This window comes from Campylobacter concisus (genome assembly GCF_003048445.1).
Lineage (GTDB): Bacteria > Campylobacterota > Campylobacteria > Campylobacterales > Campylobacteraceae > Campylobacter_A > Campylobacter_A concisus_BF.
In genome coordinates this window covers 15,065-30,898 of record NZ_PIQW01000011.1, presented here as the reverse complement: position 1 = coordinate 30,898, position 15,834 = coordinate 15,065, and the positions used below count along the sequence as shown (strand labels likewise).

General features: G+C 41.1%; 20 protein-coding genes. 18 read left to right on the top strand and 2 right to left on the bottom strand.

Annotated elements, in window-relative coordinates; all coding sequences use genetic code 11:
- Positions 1-18 precede the first annotated feature (18 nt).
- From CVT14_RS07700 to CVT14_RS07655, 10 genes are all read left to right on the top strand, one after another.
- A complete protein-coding gene (locus CVT14_RS07700) occupies positions 19-1,164 on the top strand; it encodes an iron-containing alcohol dehydrogenase (RefSeq protein ID WP_107850043.1) in 1,146 nt (381 codons plus the stop codon).
- A 29-nt stretch (positions 1,165-1,193) separates the two neighbouring features.
- Positions 1,194-1,835, top strand: a complete 642-nt coding sequence (locus CVT14_RS07695; RefSeq protein ID WP_107850042.1) for an NAD(P)H-binding protein — start codon at positions 1,194-1,196, stop codon at positions 1,833-1,835.
- A complete protein-coding gene (locus CVT14_RS07690; protein WP_107850041.1) occupies positions 1,832-2,587 on the top strand; it encodes an SDR family NAD(P)-dependent oxidoreductase in 756 nt (251 codons plus the stop codon). The genes CVT14_RS07695 and CVT14_RS07690 overlap by 4 nt, the downstream gene beginning before the upstream one ends.
- A 15-nt stretch (positions 2,588-2,602) precedes the next feature.
- Positions 2,603-3,004, top strand: a complete 402-nt coding sequence (locus CVT14_RS07685) for a hypothetical protein (RefSeq protein ID WP_021089941.1) — start codon at positions 2,603-2,605, stop codon at positions 3,002-3,004.
- A 5-nt stretch (positions 3,005-3,009) separates the two neighbouring features.
- On the top strand, positions 3,010-3,576 hold the full coding sequence (locus CVT14_RS07680) for a flavin reductase family protein (protein ID WP_021089933.1): 567 nt from the start codon (positions 3,010-3,012) through the stop codon (positions 3,574-3,576).
- A gap of 10 nt (positions 3,577-3,586) precedes the next feature.
- Entirely contained in the window at positions 3,587-5,023 is a 1,437-nt protein-coding gene (locus CVT14_RS07675) for a subtype B tannase (protein WP_199907329.1), read from the top strand.
- 50 nt (positions 5,024-5,073) lie between these two features.
- Entirely contained in the window at positions 5,074-5,589 is a 516-nt protein-coding gene (locus CVT14_RS07670; protein WP_107850040.1) for a hypothetical protein, read from the top strand.
- A 13-nt stretch (positions 5,590-5,602) separates the two neighbouring features.
- A complete protein-coding gene (locus CVT14_RS07665; RefSeq protein ID WP_021089947.1) occupies positions 5,603-6,283 on the top strand; it encodes a putative quinol monooxygenase in 681 nt (226 codons plus the stop codon).
- A 76-nt stretch (positions 6,284-6,359) separates the two neighbouring features.
- Positions 6,360-6,641: a YciI family protein gene (locus CVT14_RS07660; protein ID WP_021089925.1), complete on the top strand. Its 282-nt coding sequence runs from the start codon at positions 6,360-6,362 to the stop codon at positions 6,639-6,641.
- Positions 6,638-6,868: a DUF2798 domain-containing protein gene (locus CVT14_RS07655; RefSeq protein WP_021089949.1), complete on the top strand. Its 231-nt coding sequence runs from the start codon at positions 6,638-6,640 to the stop codon at positions 6,866-6,868. The genes CVT14_RS07660 and CVT14_RS07655 overlap by 4 nt, the downstream gene beginning before the upstream one ends.
- Positions 6,869-6,906: 38 nt before the next feature.
- On the opposite strand, the gene CVT14_RS07650 is transcribed toward CVT14_RS07655, so the two are convergent.
- Entirely contained in the window at positions 6,907-7,197 is a 291-nt protein-coding gene (locus CVT14_RS07650) for a DUF5339 domain-containing protein (protein WP_021089936.1), read from the bottom strand.
- 110 nt (positions 7,198-7,307) lie between these two features.
- The gene (locus tag CVT14_RS07645; protein WP_012140636.1) at positions 7,308-7,952 is read right to left on the bottom strand and encodes a ferritin family protein; all 645 of its coding nucleotides are present in this window, start codon (positions 7,950-7,952) and stop codon (positions 7,308-7,310) included.
- Between the two features lie 136 nt (positions 7,953-8,088).
- On the opposite strand from CVT14_RS07645, the gene CVT14_RS07640 reads away from it, so the two are divergent.
- The 8 genes from CVT14_RS07640 to CVT14_RS07605 all read left to right on the top strand — a co-directional run bounded on the left by CVT14_RS07640 (position 8,089) and on the right by CVT14_RS07605 (position 15,762).
- Positions 8,089-8,286, top strand: coding sequence for a hypothetical protein (locus CVT14_RS07640; RefSeq protein WP_012140635.1), 198 nt, complete (start codon positions 8,089-8,091; stop codon positions 8,284-8,286).
- Entirely contained in the window at positions 8,279-8,548 is a 270-nt protein-coding gene (locus CVT14_RS07635; RefSeq protein ID WP_103617457.1) for a type II toxin-antitoxin system YafQ family toxin, read from the top strand. Before CVT14_RS07640 ends, CVT14_RS07635 begins: the two co-directional genes overlap by 8 nt.
- Before the next feature lie 134 nt (positions 8,549-8,682).
- On the top strand, positions 8,683-9,339 hold the full coding sequence (locus CVT14_RS07630) for a thiol:disulfide interchange protein DsbA/DsbL (protein ID WP_103567132.1): 657 nt from the start codon (positions 8,683-8,685) through the stop codon (positions 9,337-9,339).
- Between the two features lie 8 nt (positions 9,340-9,347).
- Entirely contained in the window at positions 9,348-9,968 is a 621-nt protein-coding gene (gene dsbI, locus CVT14_RS07625; protein ID WP_107850039.1) for a protein-disulfide oxidoreductase DsbI, read from the top strand.
- 47 nt (positions 9,969-10,015) lie between these two features.
- Positions 10,016-11,665 carry a sensor histidine kinase gene (locus CVT14_RS07620; protein ID WP_107850038.1) on the top strand — a complete coding sequence of 550 codons (1,650 nt, stop codon included), beginning with the start codon at positions 10,016-10,018 and terminating at the stop codon, positions 11,663-11,665.
- A gap of 3 nt (positions 11,666-11,668) precedes the next feature.
- Positions 11,669-12,358 carry a response regulator transcription factor gene (locus CVT14_RS07615; RefSeq protein ID WP_107850037.1) on the top strand — a complete coding sequence of 230 codons (690 nt, stop codon included), beginning with the start codon at positions 11,669-11,671 and terminating at the stop codon, positions 12,356-12,358.
- Positions 12,359-12,418: 60 nt separating this feature from the next.
- Positions 12,419-12,601 (top strand): hypothetical protein, encoded by a 183-nt coding sequence (locus CVT14_RS07610; RefSeq protein ID WP_103574714.1) that lies wholly within the window; start codon positions 12,419-12,421, stop codon positions 12,599-12,601.
- A gap of 269 nt (positions 12,602-12,870) precedes the next feature.
- Positions 12,871-15,762: a retention module-containing protein gene (locus CVT14_RS07605; RefSeq protein WP_107850036.1), complete on the top strand. Its 2,892-nt coding sequence runs from the start codon at positions 12,871-12,873 to the stop codon at positions 15,760-15,762.
- Positions 15,763-15,834 lie beyond the last annotated feature (72 nt).

Below are 15,834 nucleotides of genomic sequence, written 5' to 3'. Positions count from 1 at the left end.
GCAAATAAGGAGAAAACTATGCAAAATTTTAGCTTTTTAAACCCTACTAAAATAGAATTTGGCAAAGACAAAGAGCAAAACATCGGCAGATATATGAAAGAATTTGGCGCAAAAAAGACGCTCATCATCTATGGCAGCGACAGGATCATGCAAAACGGGCTTTTTGACGTTGCCACAAAGAGCCTAAGCGCAAATGGCATCGAGTTTTGCAAGATAGGTGGCGTGAAGTCAAACCCAGTGCTAAGCAAGGTAAATGAGGCTATAAATTTAGCTAAAAAGCAAGGCGTCGATAGTGTGCTAGCTATAGGCGGTGGCTCGGTGCTTGATAGTGCTAAGGCTGTGGCTGCTGGTGTGAAGTATAACGGCGATGTTTGGGACTTTTTTACTGGCAAGTGCCCAAAAGAGGCGCTTATGATCTTTGATATCATAACGCTTGCTGCAACTGGCTCAGAGATGAACGGCGGCGCAGTCGTCACAAACGAAGCCACAAAAGAGAAATTTGCCATGCACGGCGCTTGTCTTTACCCAAAGGTATCGGTGGTAAATCCGCTTCTTCAAGCAAGCGTTAGCAAGGAGTACTTGGTCTATTCAGCCTCTGACATCATCGCTCACAGCATCGAGGGCTACTTTACGGCGAGCGTTCAGCCTGAGATCATAAATTTATACATCGAAGCAAACATCAAAACGGTCATGAAAACGACTGAAATTTTACTAAAAGAGCCAGAAAACTACGATGCTAGAAGCGAGTTTGCTTGGGCTGCGACGATGGCGCTAAATGGTCTAACTTACGTTGGCACGGCTGGCTACTCTTATCCAAACCACATGATCGAGCACGCCATAGGTGCGGTGGTTGATTGCGCGCACGGGGCTGGGCTAAGTGTCGTTATGCCAGCTTGGATGAAGTGGTATAAGAGTAGAAATTTAAAGGCATTTAAGCGCTTTGGCAAAGAAATTTTTGGCGTAGATGACGCAGACGAGGCTATTAAAAAGCTAAAAGAGTGGTTTAGCAAGATCGGCACGCCAACAAGCCTAATTGAGATAGGCGTTGATGAGTCAAATTTAGACGAGATCATGGCGCTAGTTTATGACTACGCCAAGGGCAGGGGCTTGGAGCAAATTTATACAAAAGAGGCCATAAGCGAAATTTTTGCCTTAGCGAGATAGAATTTATCCAAAATTTACAAAGGATAAACATGAAAAAAGTCGCCCTTATCGCAGGAGCCAGCGGCGCTGTGGGAAGTGAAATTTTAAAAGATTTATGTGGGAGTGAGCACTATAACAAGGTGGTCGCCCTTGTTAGGCATGAGCTAGAATTTACCCATGAAAAGCTTGAAGTAAAGATAGTAAATTTTGATGATTTTAAAGATGAGGTGCCATTTATCGCTGATGATGTTTTTTGCGCGCTTGGCACGACGATGAAAGCGGCAAAGCACAAAGAGCAGTTTTACAAAGTCGATGTGACCTATCCGATAAATTTCGCTAAATTTGGCTTGGAGTGCGGCGCAAAACGCTTTGTCTTGCTCTCGGCTGCAGGTGCAAACAGAAAGTCAGGCTCATTTTACCTAAAGGCAAAAGGTCAGGCAGAAGCAAAGATAAAAGAGCTTGGATATAGCTCATTTCACATCGCTAGACTGCCACTTATCGAGGCTGAGAGAAAGGACTTTAGACTTGGCGAGTATCTAGCGATAAAGGCGTTTAAATTTATCCCAAAAGGCTTTTTTGACGAGTATCGTCCGATGAAGGCAGCTGACATCGCTAAAGTGATCGTGCAAGTAGCACAAGATGACCACAGCGAGGGTGTGAAAATTTATAGCCCAGTGGAGTATGTGAAGTGAAAAGATACATCGCCATCACTGGAGCAAGCTCAGGCATAGGAGCGGCCGCGGCAAAGGCATTTGCAAGGCGCGGGGAGAATTTGATCCTTATCGCAAGGCGGGGCGAGCTTTTAGAAGAGCTAAAAGGCGAGATAGCTAAATTTGCAGATGTCGATGTGGTGATAGAGCTTTGCGATCTCTCAAAGCAAGAAAATGTCCTAGCTCTTTGGCGTAATTTAGAAAAATTTGAGCTAAAAGCGCTTATAAACAACGCTGGCTTTGGCGACTATAACAAGGTCGGCGAGCAAAATTTAGAAAAAATCACGCAGATGATAAATTTAAACATCATCTCACTTGTCACGCTCTCAACGCTCTTTACTAAAAAATATAAAGACAAAGATACGCAGCTTATAAACATCTCTTCGATAGGCGGTTACAAGATAGTGCCAAACGCCGTCACATACTGCGCTAGCAAATTTTTCGTAAGTGCCTTTAGCGAAGGACTTTACCACGAGCTAGCACAAGATAAGCAGGCAAAGATGCAGGCAAAAGTGCTGGCCCCAGCTGCTACAAAAACAGAATTTGGTATGGTGGCGACTGGTAAAGAGGGCTACGATTACGACAGATCATTTAAGAGATATCATACTAGTGAAGAGATGGCGGAGTTTTTGCTGCGCCTTTATGATAGTGAGTATTGCGTTGGCTCGGTCGATAGAGATAGCTTTGAGTTTTCACTGCACCAGCCTAAATTTGACTATGCGGTCAAGTATTAACAAAAAGGAAAGACAATGAAAAAACTTATGATTATAGCGGTGGCTGGCTTACTAGCCTTTAGCGGATGTGCGAAAAAACAAGCAGAGCCAGCTCCACAAAATGCTCCAGAGCCAAAGATCGAAAGTAGCGTAGATAGCCACGGCTGCATGCCTTCAGCAGGACAGAGCTACTCTGAGTTTAAAAATGGCTGCGTACAGGTATTTAACGTAGCTGACGTTCGCTTGGACGACCCAGATAACAAGACTTTGGCAGTTTATGGCATATTTAACAAAAAGAAAAATAAAGTAGAAATTTTCTGGGCTAGCCTAGGCAACGAGAGCCAAATTTTAAGCAAAAAAGGCAAGAAATTTGTATCTGAAGATGGTAGCATACAGCTAGAAAAAGCAGGCAAAAAATATAAAATTTCTAAAAAATAAGCAAAATGCCACTACAAAAAGTTGATATAAACAAGGCCTACCGCCTCATCAACCACGGCCCAACGCTCATCATCTGCGCAAGCCACGACGATGTCGTGGACGCGATGATCGCCTCTTGGGTCTGCCCGCTAGACTACGACAAGATAACAGCAGTCGTAGACTCTGGCTCATTTACCCGTTCGCTTTTTGAAAAGAGCGGTAAATTTGGCCTTTGTGTGCCATTTTTCAAAGATACCGCCCTTGTCGCAAGACTAGGCACGACCAGCATGCACAGCGACAAAAACAAGCTTGCTGGCGTGGAGATGTTTTACGAAAATGGCGTGCCTTTGCTAAAAGAGTGCGCAGCCTACATGGTTTGCGAGATCATCAAAGACGCCAAAAACGAGAGTGAGTTTGACCTCTTTAAGGCCAAAGTCGTGGTAGCCTACGCCGATACGCGCGTTTTTGAGGGCGGCCACTGGAAATTTGAAAATTTAGATGACGAGCTAAAGACACCTCACTACGTAGCTGGCGGGCAGTTTTATGCTGACGGGACGGCGAAATTTGAGGAAAAGGCAGCCGTTATCGGTTAAAGGACGAAGTATGAAAAGTGCAAAATGCCTAGTTTTAGCGGTTTGCTTGGCTGGGGCGTGCTTTGGAAATGAACTTAAATTTGATGAGAGTAAATTTGAGCTAAAAAGCGTGCAAGTTGGCGAGAGGACGCTTAAATTTAGAGCTTATGAGGGCATAGTCTATGTGGCAAAGCCAGTTAGCGACTATCAGGTGCTAAATTTTTACGTGCCAGAGGGTAAATTTAGCGACCAAAAAGGGGCTATCTTTATGCCAAACGCGATCGGCGGCTACATGAGCGCCAAACCACAAAAGCCAGAAATCCAAAACGAAAAACCAAATGCCACTCTTGAAGCGCTTCTTAGAGGCTACGTCGTGGCAAGCGTTGGCGCTAGGGGCAGGACGCTAAAGGATGGCGAGAAATTTATCGGCAAAGCACCAGCTGCGATAGTCGATCTAAAAGCGGCCGTTAGATATCTTAAATTTAACGACAAATTTATGCTAGGCGACGCAAATAAGATCATCTCAAACGGCACGAGCGCAGGCGGCGCGATGTCGGCACTTCTAGGCACTAGCGCAGGGGCAAAAGAGTATGAGCCATATCTTAAAGAGCTAGGCGCTGCAAAGGCGGACGATCAAATTTATGCCGCCTCTATCTACTGCCCTGTGACAAATTTAGAGCATGAGGACGAGGCGTATGAGTGGATGTTTGGGGATTTGGATGAATTTGAGAGGATTGATTTTTCAAGCTTTGATGCGAGCACTTTTAACGACAGGAGCAAAAAGCCAAAGATGATCGCAGGCGAGCTAAACGCCACGCAAAAAGAGCTCTCACGCGAGCTAAAAACTAAATTCCCAGCCTATCTAAACTCGCTAAATTTAAAAGACGCCAAAGGCCACGCGCTAAGCCTTGATGAAAACGGCGAGGGCAGCTTCAAAGAGTATATAAACGCTCTCATCTCAAAGGCTTTTACCGCTACAAAAAGCAGCGACAAAAGCACGCTCACGCCTAAATTTATAACTCTTGACACGCAGGGTTGCTCGCTTGGATATACATTTAAGCTTGAAGACTTTATCGCCTCGCTAAAACGTGCTAAAGCGGTGGTTGCCTTTGACGGACTTGCGCTAGAAAATCCTGAAAACGATCTCTTTGGTGATAGCAAAACGCCTGCAAAGCACTTTACTAAATTTGCAAAAGAGCGAAGTGGCGGCGAGATGGCGGATGCTGGCGTCATAAAGATGATGAATGCGATGAACTACACTAAAAACAAAGAGGCGGCGAAATTTTACCGCATAAGGCAGGGGACAAACGACACTGACCTAGCCCTTGCCGTGCCTGCTATGCTCGCACTCTCGCTTAAAAATGCTGGCAAAGAGGTTGATTTTGAAGCGGTCTGGGGGCAAGGACACGGCGGCGACTACGACTTAGACGAGCTTTTTGCTTGGATGAAAAGAGTTTTAGAAAAATAAATTTAAAGGAGAGGATATGAGAAATTTAAAAATTTTCAAGGAGAATGAGAATGAAAAATAAAGCATTAATTGCAGTATTTGTTACAGCATTTGTTGGTTGCATAAATTTAAATGCCTATGATGGATCTGATGTTTTTAATAAACATTTAAGAGGAGAAGCTAAAGAAGAAGTTGTTGATTGTGATGATCCAAAAAATAGACCTAATTATATTGGTGGTTCAATAGTAAGTGGTAAAGAAGAGTGCGGTGTTAATCGTGGCACTGCTGCTAGAGCTAAACGTGAACTAGATATGACTATCGGTAGAAACCCAGTCACTGGTAAGGTCACATCAAAAGCTGAGCTACTAGGTGGCGACAAAGCTACAAACAACCTTGAAAAAGCGCAAAAGAGCTATGGCGACAAGAAATTTAAGCTAGAAGAGGCAGAAAAAGCCTATGCTGATAATCCAAGCACCAAAAACTCTAACCGCTTAGAAAAAGCACGTAAGGCATTTAAAAAAGCGCAGATCTATCTAAAAGGCGCAGAAGAGATCAAAGCTAAGGCTGATATGAAAAAGGCGAAGTGATAAGGGGAATTTGATGTTTAAAAAGCTATTTTTACTAGCGGTTTTGGCGGCTTTTGCCTTTGGGGCGGAGGCTAAAGTGAGCTTGCAGGAGTTGCTTTCAACGCCAAATAACAAGACCTTGTTAAAGCAGCTTGGTAGGGAAAATATACTAAGCTCAAAGAGCGAGCCAGACACGCAGGCGATCTTTTTTGCGAGCGCAAAGAGCAAGCCAGAGCTATTTTATCTGATCGAGTTTTACAAGGACGAGGCGGCTTATAAAAAGCATATAAGCTCGGCGCACTATAAGAAATTTGCAAGTGCGAGCGCTGAAATTTTGGCTAGTAAAAAGGCTATAAGCTTGAAAAAACGGGCTACTTTTTATAAAAATTTAACCCCAGAGCGCCTAAAAGATGCCTACTTTCACATCACAAATTTAAGCCTTTTGGCAAAAAGTGATGCGAAATTTGAAAAGCTAGTGAAAAAATATATGCAAAAAAGCGTAGATGAGGGAGCTTACGCGCAGTTTGCCTTTAGTCAAAAAGACGCGCCTAACAAGTGGGTGCTGGTTGAAATTTACAAAGACGAAGCTGGCTTTGAAAGCTACCGCCACAGCGAAAACTACAAGGCTTACGCCAAAGAGCGAGCTGGGCTGATAGATGAATTTGACGGCTTTGGTTTAAAAAACGAGACCTCATTTAGCAAGGTAAAATTTTAGGAGATTTATGAAAAGATCTGCTTTTGCCATTTATAAGGCTGGCGGATCTATTTGCAAGTAAATTTAAAGGAAAAAGATGTTTATCGTTACTATTAGTTTAAAAACAGATCTCATACCAAAAGAGAGGGCTGAGGAGCTTTTTGCCGAGCATAGAGGGTGGTTTATAAAGTATGTTGATAGAGGAAATTTCTTGCTTCTTGGGCCATTTGTGGATGATGAACACGCAGGCGTCGTAGTCGTAGATGCTAAGGACCGCAAAGAGCTTGATGAAATTTTATCTCAAGATGTCTATCATGCGCCTGGATATGCTGAGTATAGTGTTAGAGAATTTAAGGCTATTATGGGCAAGATTTCATGATACCGGTGAAATTTTATAGATATGTCTTTACTTTTATAATGTCAGCATTTATGGCGCTTATAATGTCCTTTATGTTGACATATTTTAACCTAGGCTTTATTGACGGCTTTGTGCAAATTTGGCTAGCAGCTTATCTAAAAGCCTTTATGGTCGCCTATCCTGTGATATTTTTCATAGCGCCACTGGCTGCAAAACTAGCAAATTTGATATGTAAAAGTGAGAAGTAAATTTAAAGAGTGGCTAGAGAGCCTAGCCACGTGAAGGTTTATTTTAAAAGACCTTGTTTTTTCATTTGATCCATTACTTGAGCAAACATCTCTTTAGCTTGTTTGCAAGTAGCGTCTTGTTGCTCTTTTGGAAGTGCAGCAAGTTGATCCATTGATTGTTTCTTTTGATCCTCATACATTTTTACTTGTTGCTCTTGACCAGCTTGTTTGTAAGCTTCGACCATCTTATCGATGTCTGAGAAGTAAGACTTGCAAGTATCTGTAAGATCTGCAGCGTTTAGGCTTAGTGCAAAGCCAAGAGTGGCTAAAACTAGAAGTGATTTTTTCATATTTTCTCCTTGTGAAAATTTAAGGAGATTATATAACTTTTTTATTTTAAATAGATTTAAATTTATTAAATTTAGCCAAGACAGGCGACTTGGCTAAATTTTTTGGCTTTTTAGCCTAAGAATTCGCGCTTAAAATACTCTTTTGGAGCTTTGCAAAGCGGGCAAGCGCCTGGAGCTTTTTTGCCTCTGTGAACGTGTCCGCACACCTCACAAACCCAGATATCTTCTTCGTCGCTCTCAAAAAAGCCCTCTTCATCAAGCATCTTTTTAAGCTCTAAATACTCTCTTTCATGCTCAACTTCGACCTTGCCGATCGCGTTAAATAGCCTTTCAACATCTCTTAGCTCTTCTTCTTTTGCGATCTTTGCAAAGTCTGGATACATCGTCGTATGCTCGTAGTTTTCGCCAGCTGCAGCGTCAAGTAAATTTTTATCCATCTTATCGATCGGATCGTTCATCATCTCGTGATATTTCTTAAACTCAGCCCTTGCGTGCCATTTCTCGTTTTCAGCTGCCTCGTAAAAGTGTCTAGCTATCGCGTGATAGCCCGCTTCTTTGGCTAGGTCGCCGTAAAGCTCATACTTGTTTCTAGCTTGTGACTCGCCAGCAAATGCCTTCATCAAATTTACTGCTGTTAAATTTTCAGTGATGCATTTCATCTCTTCGCCGCAACAGGTTAGTGTGCCGCCGCCAACTTTTTGAACCTCGATCTCGTTGCCGCATTTCTCGCATTTGTATGTTTCATACTGTCTCATTTTGACTCCTATTTTGATAAAATTTGACCGGATTATAACCAAATAATTAAAATATGTAAATAATAATTTTTATTGATAACGTATATTATTTTTATAAATTTGAAGTTATAATAAGACAAAAATTTAAAGGCATAAGATGACTACAACGATTGATTTTAAAAATGCTGACTATGGATTTATCGAGCTTATAAAAGAGATGGCTAGGCAAGCAAATGTAGAATTTGAGCAAAGAGATAAGGTCTCAAGGCTTGACAAAGCTATCAAAGAGATCGAAAATGGCGAAGTAGAGAGATTTAAAACATTTGAAGAATTTGAAAAGAGCCTTGATGCTTGAGATAGAGTATTCAAAGAGTTTTAAGAAAGCTTTTAAAAAGCTAAATGAAAGCGAAAAAAAATTAACTAAAGATATCATCTGGCAATTAGCAAATAACGAGGAATTAGCATCAAAGTATAAAGATCACGCTCTTATTGGAAGCTATAAAGGCTTTAGAGAGTGTCATGTTAAGCCAGACTTGCTCTTGATATATAAAAAACAAAACGAAATTTTACTTCTTACATGCGTTGAAGTAGGAAGCCACAGCGAGCTTTTTCAATAAATTTAACAAAAAACCAAATCCATCATCATAAATTTAAAATAGACAAATTTCAGCCAAAATTTATTCTAGCGTTAAAAGTGCGGTTGAGCTTGGTTGTAGAATAACTCAAAGTAAATCATCTAAAGGAGATCATCATGAGTTTTCTATCTAAATTTAGTAAGGCTATCTTTGCCGTTGCCGTTGCTGGTGCGATCAGTGCGAGTGCATTTAGCGAGGGCGAGGACTACGTCAAGCTTGAAAAGCCACTAAGCGTCGGACAAAATACGTTAGTTAAAGTTTTTAGCTACGCTTGCCCATTTTGCTACAAATACGACAAGAGCGTCACTCCAAAGGTAGTTGAGAAAATCCCTGGCCTAAAATATGAGCCATTTCACCTAAAGACAAAGGGCGATTACGGTGAGGTTGCGAGCAAGGTTTTTGCCGTGCTTATCACTATGGACGAGGCAAAAGGTGTTAGCTTATTTGATGAAAATTCGCTATTTAAAAAGGCTAAATTTGCCTACTACAAGGCTTATCACGACAAAAAAGAGCGCTGGGGCGATGGCAAAGACGTTGAGGGTTTTTTAAAGACTGGACTTGATGCAGCTGGTGTTAGCAAAGCAGACTACGAAAAAGAGCTGGCTAATCCAAAAGTGACTGAGCTACTTAAAAAGTGGGATGAGAGCTATGATGTGGCTAAAATTCAAGGCGTGCCAGCATTTGTCGTAAATGGCAAATACCTCATCATGACAAAATCAATCAGCTCACTTGACGGCATGGCGGCACTCATCGAAGAGCTTCTTAAAAAATAAGGCGCCACATGAGCTTTTTTAAAAAAATGGCTAAATTTCAAGACTCACGCATCTCTTGGGCGATCTTAGTCTTTGTGAGCATCGCGCTTGTTATCATTGCGCACTCGCTCTTTCAAAATTACGCCTATATGCCACCTTGCGAGCAGTGCGTCTATATACGTTTTGCCTTTTTGTGTATGGCGCTTGGCGGCGTGATAGCTATCATAAACCCTAAAAATTTACTCTTTGCTCTAGTTGGCTACGTCTTTGCCTTTTGGGGAGCGGTGCAGGGCATAATGTATAGCGTAAAGCTAGCCAAAATCCACGACGCAGTGCATGGCGATGATCCTTTTGGCGTGCAGGGCTGCTCGACTGAGCCGCACTATCCATTTGGTTTGCCGCTTGAGAAGTGGGCGCCTGACTGGTTTATGCCTACAGGCGACTGCGGATATGACAGCCCTATGGTGCCTGATGGCGCGGTGCTAAGCGATCTGCAAAAGAGCATAGTGGATCTTTACGCAGATGGCTGGTATCTTGTGCCGTCGTCTAAATTTATGTCGATGGCGGATTGTACGCTGCTTGGATTTGGCGTTTGTTTTGTTGTGCTTGCACTTATGCTTGTTTCAAAGCTTTTATCTTTTAAGAAATAAATTTTAGTTAGCCCTATTTTTGGGCTAACTTAGGATATACTGCGCGCATGGGTATTAATTTAAAATCACAAAATATTAAAATTTATGCGATCATCTTGCTAGCAAGCCTCTTTGTCGTGCTTCTTGGGCTAAACAGCTACAACAATGCAAAAGAAAAGATCATCGAACTATCTGATAAAAACAACATCGCAGTTAGTAAAAACATCGTTAGCAACTTTCAAATTTGGCTTGACGAGCGTCTAAATTCGCTCGTCCGTGCGTCAAAATTTATCCAAAACTCTGGCATCATAGATGACGATGCTAAGGTGGCAAATTTCATAAAGCTCTTTAAAGAAAATGCAAAAGAATTTGATCTCATGCAGCTTCTAAGAGAGGATGGCGAGATCTTTGTAGATGGGCAAAAGATCTCAGAAGAGGTGATGTCAAAGCGCGAGCGAGCGGGGCTTATCTGGTATGTCGAGACAAAAAATACAAATGCCCCAAGCGTAAATTTCATGCAAAATCACAAAATTTTAAAAGACTCAACTTTAAATTTATGCGTGCCAGTTGAAAAAGACGCGAAATTTGAGGCGGCACTTTGCGGTGTCGTGCGCATAGGCACTATCTTTGATAGCATCAAAAACTTTAGTCTTGCGCCAAATTCCTACTCATTTTTAGTAACTCACAGCGGCGAGATCCTCACATCGATGGCTGATGCGACGCTTAAAAGAGAGATAGAGGAGAAATTTAAGGAGCTATTTTTAAAAGATGAGGACATCACTAGCCTAAAGATAGGGCAAAATTTGATCCAAGTAGCCGAGATACCGACGATGAACTGGTTTATCGGAGCTGGCACAAACAACGAAGAAGAAATTTTAGCCATGACAAGAGAGGCGCTAAAAAACGCTCTAAATTTACTCTTTGCCTTCGTCGCACTTGCATTTTTGGCAAACAGCCTGCACAACTTCATGTATAACAAGATAAAAAAGGTGCAAGACGAGTACGAGACCTTGCTAGCGCACAGAGCCAAGATGAGCGAGGCTGGGGAGCTTATAAGTGGTATAAGTCATCAGTTCATCCAGCCAGTAAATTCGCTAAAACTTATGCTAAGCTCGGCGATAATGCTAAAAAAAGAGGGCAAGCTAAGTGATGAGGAGCTTTTAAATTTATTAAAAAAAGGGCAAAGCTCGATCGAGCTTCTTTCAAAAACAATCGAAATTTTTAGAAATTTTTACAAAAGCGCTGAAAATGTGAGCGAATTTGACATACAAACAAGCGTTAGAAATTTAATAACACTTATGCACACAGAGCTTAGCCGTGCAAATGTGAGCGTGAAATTTAGCGGATTTGAAGAGATGAAGGTTTGCCAGATAGAAAACATCATCCAGCAAATTTTACTAATCCTAATCCACAACGCAAAGGACTCACTAGTTGAGAGCTACAAAGATGAGCCGCTAAAGCGCGTGATAGAGCTAAAATTTAGAAGCTTTGAAGATAAGTGCTACATCGGCGTTTATGATAGTGGCGGCGGCGTAAGCTACGAGATGAGTAAGAAAATTTTTACCTGGCTAAACACGACTAAAAAGCAAGGAAATGGCATAGGGCTTTACTTCGCTAAAAAGCTCGCACGTGAGAAGCTAAATGGCGATATCACGCTTGCGCATAACATAAAGCCAACGATTTTTGAGCTAAGCTTTGAGAAGAATTTAAAGGGTTAAAAGATGCAAGAGGCACTAGAAATTTTAAAAAAAGTATCTATCTTAGTAGCTGAGGATGACGAGATGGCAAGGGAGCTCATCATCACTGGACTTAAGCCATACTGCGGTCAGGTCGTAGGCGCAAAAGATGGGCAAGATGGGCTGGAGAAATTTAAAAAACAGGGCTTTGACATCGTGATGAGCGACATTCACATGCCAGTGCTAAATGGCTTTGAGATGATGAATGAGATAAAAAAGCTAAAACCTCATCAGAAATTTATCGTCTTTACCTCGTATGATAGCGATGAAAATTTGATCAAGAGCTATGAGCAGGGCGCGACCTTGTTTTTGAAAAAACCTATCGATATAAAGGATCTTAGATCGATGCTGATAAGCCTAAGCTTCGAGCGAGATGAGAAGCTGGTGCGCCTAAGCGATGAGGTAAGTATAAATTTAAAAAGAGAGAAAATTTATAAAAACGGCAGCGAGCTATACCTTAGCTTCTTGCAAAATAAGATATTTTGGCTATTTGCTTACAACCTAAACAAGCTTGTCACCTACGAGATGATAGAGGAATTTGTCTATGAGAGCACCGAGGTGAGCAAGGTTGCGATACAAAATGTCGTTTTGCGCCTAAAACGCGAGCTTGGCGTGAAATTTAAAAATATCAGCGAGAGTGGGTATATCTTAGTCGCTGAATGCGAAAAAGCATAAATTCCAAATAGCAAAATTAATATATTTATCTAAGAATATCTTAAAAGTAGTGATAAATTTATGTCACTACTAGCTAAAATTTATAGAAAAAGAGATGAAAATTTGCAAAATTTGATAGATAAACTTAAGAAAATTTATGTCACAAGTGGAGATAAATTTATGATAGTTATAAATAAAAAACATTTTGATATAAAAAGGCTAAATTTAGTGGTAATAAGGCTAGATAAAGGCTTTTTGAATTAAGAATTTATGCGTTTAAAATGAAAAAATTTTGTGACATTTTTGGGTTATTTTATCAACTACTATGCCATTTTGATGAACAAAAGCTTAAAAATTTAAAATTTATAATAGATAAACATAAAAATTTTTACATATTTATAAAAAATTACACATTATTAACCCCTAAACTTAGGCTTTTCTTAAGGGTATTGTACCAAAGTACAATATAACTAAATTTTTTTCTTGGCTAAAATCTTGATATAGATCAATAAAATCCAAAGGGAGGCACTAAGATGCAAAAGTTAGGCGTTATCAAAAATATCCTAGGCGGTGAAGTCGTAGCTGTTGATAAAAGTGGCAACGAAAGAGTCTTGAAGGTGGGCGATAGCATTTTTGAAGGCGAAACGATAAAAGCTAATGGCTCTACAAAAGCAGTGATCGCAGCAAACGACGGCAAAGAGGTCAGCTTGCAAAATGGCGAAAGTCTGAGCCTAGACAAAGAGGCAAATGCACTTAGTGACAACCCAGAGATAGCCTCTATCCAAAAAGCCTTGCTAAACGGCGCAAACATCACAGACCTTGAAGAGACTGCAGCTGGTGGCAACCAAGGCGGTGGTAATGCTACTGGAGATGGCGTGAGTTTGGGAGCTGCAAGCTTTGCTGAGGGTGGCCACTACTCAAATATCAATGAAAACTATAGAAATTTAACCGATGCAAATAGAGCTTTTCAAACCCCAGAAAACTCAATAGGTGGATATAACGATGCAGGTACAGATGCAGATACGACAACTCCTATCTCGCCAGCTACACCTGTCACGCCGAGTACTCCAAGCACTCCAGTAACGCCACCAACTCCAAGTACACCAAGTACTCCTGGCGTCACTGTAACTCCAGGCACCCCTTCACCTGCTAATCCTCCAGTCATCACGCCTCGTCCTGGCGCAGTAGAGATCACTACTAGCATCGATCCTGCTAATAGTGAGGTAAGAGAGAGCGGCGCAGGAGCAAACGGCGAGGGCAGACGCTATCTTGTTTATAAACTAGGTCTATCAGGCACTCCAGTAAGCCCAAGTGGCGAGACAACAGACCTTGCTCTAAATTTCATAGGTGGCACTAGAGGAGAGGATTATGCAAATTTGATCGAGTACTCGCTAAATAACGGCGCTGCTGGAAGTTGGGTAACTCTAAATGCCAACAACACAATACCAGGCGTAAACGTAGAAGATATCTCAAAAGTGCAAGTAAGGATAAAGGTGCTTGATGACTATGGACAAGCAAATTTAGACCACCATAACCAAAATGAAGGTAGTAGGGCAGAAATTTATGGCGTAGATGATAACAATAGCCCAGTAAAAAACGGTCTCACTCAAGGTGTTGAGAATTTTGGCGTTTATAAAGAAGGTGTAAGTCTAAGCGTCACTCCAACTAGTAGCTATCTACTACCAACAACAGCCGCAAATAGAGCCGAAGGCTACATCATCGATAATGATGATAATCTAGAGATAACAAGCGATCTTAGCTATGCAGATGGCAACAACTACCGCATAAAAACCTTAGATGGAGATGATACGGTAACTATAAAAGCAAATGTTAAAGGTACTCAAATCAACACCGATGATGGAGATGATATTGTAAATTTTGATAAGGCTGGTATTGCGTTTGGCAGTGATAATATTGATGAGCATGCAAGTATCAATATGTATGAGGGTAATGACACTGTAAATATAAATGAGGCTATGAAATTAGGCAAAGCTCATATAAGTCTCGATTTTTATGAAAATAGTACAGGCAAAGATACTCTAAATATAAATGCAGATGTCACTGGTTTAGGTACTACAAATAATAGCTCTTTTTATCTTGGCGGTGGCGATGATGCGATAAATATCAAAAACGCAACCGTAAGTGGGGTAAATATAGATGCTAGCAAAGGCGCAGATACCATAAGTATAGATAATGCCACTATAGAAAAGACAAATATCTTCTTGACACATCGCGATAAGTTAAACGAAGCTGATAAGGTTGATATAAACGACGCTACCTTTATAGGCTCATCGATAGGCGTTTATAACTCTTCTTATAATGGCGAAATGGCTGATTTAAATAATGATCAAGTGATAAATGTGCGTGGCAAGACAAGCTTTATAAACACAGGCGCTAGTGATAGCGGTGGGCTTAGTGCAACTCATGTAAATATAAATGGCACTGATAGCGATAAGATACTTTTTACAGGTGCTTCAAGCATTCATGGCAAAGAGATCAATATAGATCATGCACTATTTAGTCATGGTGGCGAGATAGGAAATCACGTTGGCGATCAAGGCAGAAACTACTTTTCAGATGCTACTGTAACACTTTCAAATACCCAAACGGATGATAAAGTTGGTTTTAGATTTGATGCTGGAAATGACACTTTGACATTTAATGGCAACAACACTTTTGGCAATGGCACTGAAGGTTCAGGCGCTGGTATAGACATGGGCGGTGGCAACAACACTATAAATTTCGTGGGTAAAAATAGTGCTGCTAGTTTAATTTTAGAAACCGGGGATGGAACTGATACTATAAATATAGGTGGAGAAACTAGCTTTGGAGGAACATTTACAGGCAGTACTGATGGCTATACCTTTAAACAAAGGGTTAGCATATCAACAGGCTCAGGCGATGATACGATAAATATCGACAAAGGCGCTGTTTTAAAAGCTGCGACAATAAATACTGGCGATGGCAATGATAATGTAAAGTTAAATGGAGAACTACAAGACACACCTGATTATTGGCATTCTACTAGTAGCATAGATCTAGGTAATGGCGATGATACGCTTCATATCGGAAAAGATGCAATAATGGGAAGTGGTACAACTATCAAGGGTGGAGCAGGTACTGATACACTAGATATTGCTGGAAATATCGACTTTAGCAAGGTAGCTGGCTTTGAAAAAGTTAGCCTTGGTGGCAGCGAAAACAACGTAACGCTAAATTTAACTATAAATGATGTGCTAAATATCACAAATGGCAACGGCACTAACCGCACTCTAAGGATAGATGGCGAAAATGGTGATCAAGTAGATATGTCAGCCTTTAGCAAAGGTGGGGTAAATTCTGAGGGATACAGAGAATTCTCAGCAACGTCTAATGGTACGACATTTACCATCGAGATAAAAGACGAAATAGTCTCACACTCTTAAATTTCATGCCCTAGTTTCCCAAAACTAGGGCAAATCCTTACAAAATTTCAAAATTTAGTACCATAGTACAAT

What these genes read in the sequence shown, in the direction of transcription:
- CVT14_RS07680 (WP_021089933.1), top strand. Translation starts at nt 3,010, where the DNA reads ATGCCACTACAAAAAGTTGATATAAACAAGGCCTACCGCCTCATCAAC.
- CVT14_RS07685 (WP_021089941.1), top strand. Translation starts at nt 2,603, where the DNA reads ATGAAAAAACTTATGATTATAGCGGTGGCTGGCTTACTAGCCTTTAGC.
- dsbI (WP_107850039.1), top strand. Translation starts at nt 9,348, where the DNA reads ATGAGCTTTTTTAAAAAAATGGCTAAATTTCAAGACTCACGCATCTCT.
- CVT14_RS07635 (WP_103617457.1), top strand. Translation starts at nt 8,279, where the DNA reads ATGCTTGAGATAGAGTATTCAAAGAGTTTTAAGAAAGCTTTTAAAAAG.
- CVT14_RS07605 (WP_107850036.1), top strand. Translation starts at nt 12,871, where the DNA reads ATGCAAAAGTTAGGCGTTATCAAAAATATCCTAGGCGGTGAAGTCGTA.
- CVT14_RS07665 (WP_021089947.1), top strand. Translation starts at nt 5,603, where the DNA reads ATGTTTAAAAAGCTATTTTTACTAGCGGTTTTGGCGGCTTTTGCCTTT.
- CVT14_RS07700 (WP_107850043.1), top strand. Translation starts at nt 19, where the DNA reads ATGCAAAATTTTAGCTTTTTAAACCCTACTAAAATAGAATTTGGCAAA.
- CVT14_RS07610 (WP_103574714.1), top strand. Translation starts at nt 12,419, where the DNA reads ATGTCACTACTAGCTAAAATTTATAGAAAAAGAGATGAAAATTTGCAA.
- CVT14_RS07620 (WP_107850038.1), top strand. Translation starts at nt 10,016, where the DNA reads ATGGGTATTAATTTAAAATCACAAAATATTAAAATTTATGCGATCATC.
- CVT14_RS07630 (WP_103567132.1), top strand. Translation starts at nt 8,683, where the DNA reads ATGAGTTTTCTATCTAAATTTAGTAAGGCTATCTTTGCCGTTGCCGTT.
- CVT14_RS07660 (WP_021089925.1), top strand. Translation starts at nt 6,360, where the DNA reads ATGTTTATCGTTACTATTAGTTTAAAAACAGATCTCATACCAAAAGAG.
- CVT14_RS07645 (WP_012140636.1), bottom strand. Translation starts at nt 7,952, where the DNA reads ATGAGACAGTATGAAACATACAAATGCGAGAAATGCGGCAACGAGATC.
- CVT14_RS07655 (WP_021089949.1), top strand. Translation starts at nt 6,638, where the DNA reads ATGATACCGGTGAAATTTTATAGATATGTCTTTACTTTTATAATGTCA.
- CVT14_RS07675 (WP_199907329.1), top strand. Translation starts at nt 3,587, where the DNA reads ATGAAAAGTGCAAAATGCCTAGTTTTAGCGGTTTGCTTGGCTGGGGCG.
- CVT14_RS07670 (WP_107850040.1), top strand. Translation starts at nt 5,074, where the DNA reads ATGAAAAATAAAGCATTAATTGCAGTATTTGTTACAGCATTTGTTGGT.
- CVT14_RS07615 (WP_107850037.1), top strand. Translation starts at nt 11,669, where the DNA reads ATGCAAGAGGCACTAGAAATTTTAAAAAAAGTATCTATCTTAGTAGCT.
- CVT14_RS07695 (WP_107850042.1), top strand. Translation starts at nt 1,194, where the DNA reads ATGAAAAAAGTCGCCCTTATCGCAGGAGCCAGCGGCGCTGTGGGAAGT.
- CVT14_RS07640 (WP_012140635.1), top strand. Translation starts at nt 8,089, where the DNA reads ATGACTACAACGATTGATTTTAAAAATGCTGACTATGGATTTATCGAG.
- CVT14_RS07650 (WP_021089936.1), bottom strand. Translation starts at nt 7,197, where the DNA reads ATGAAAAAATCACTTCTAGTTTTAGCCACTCTTGGCTTTGCACTAAGC.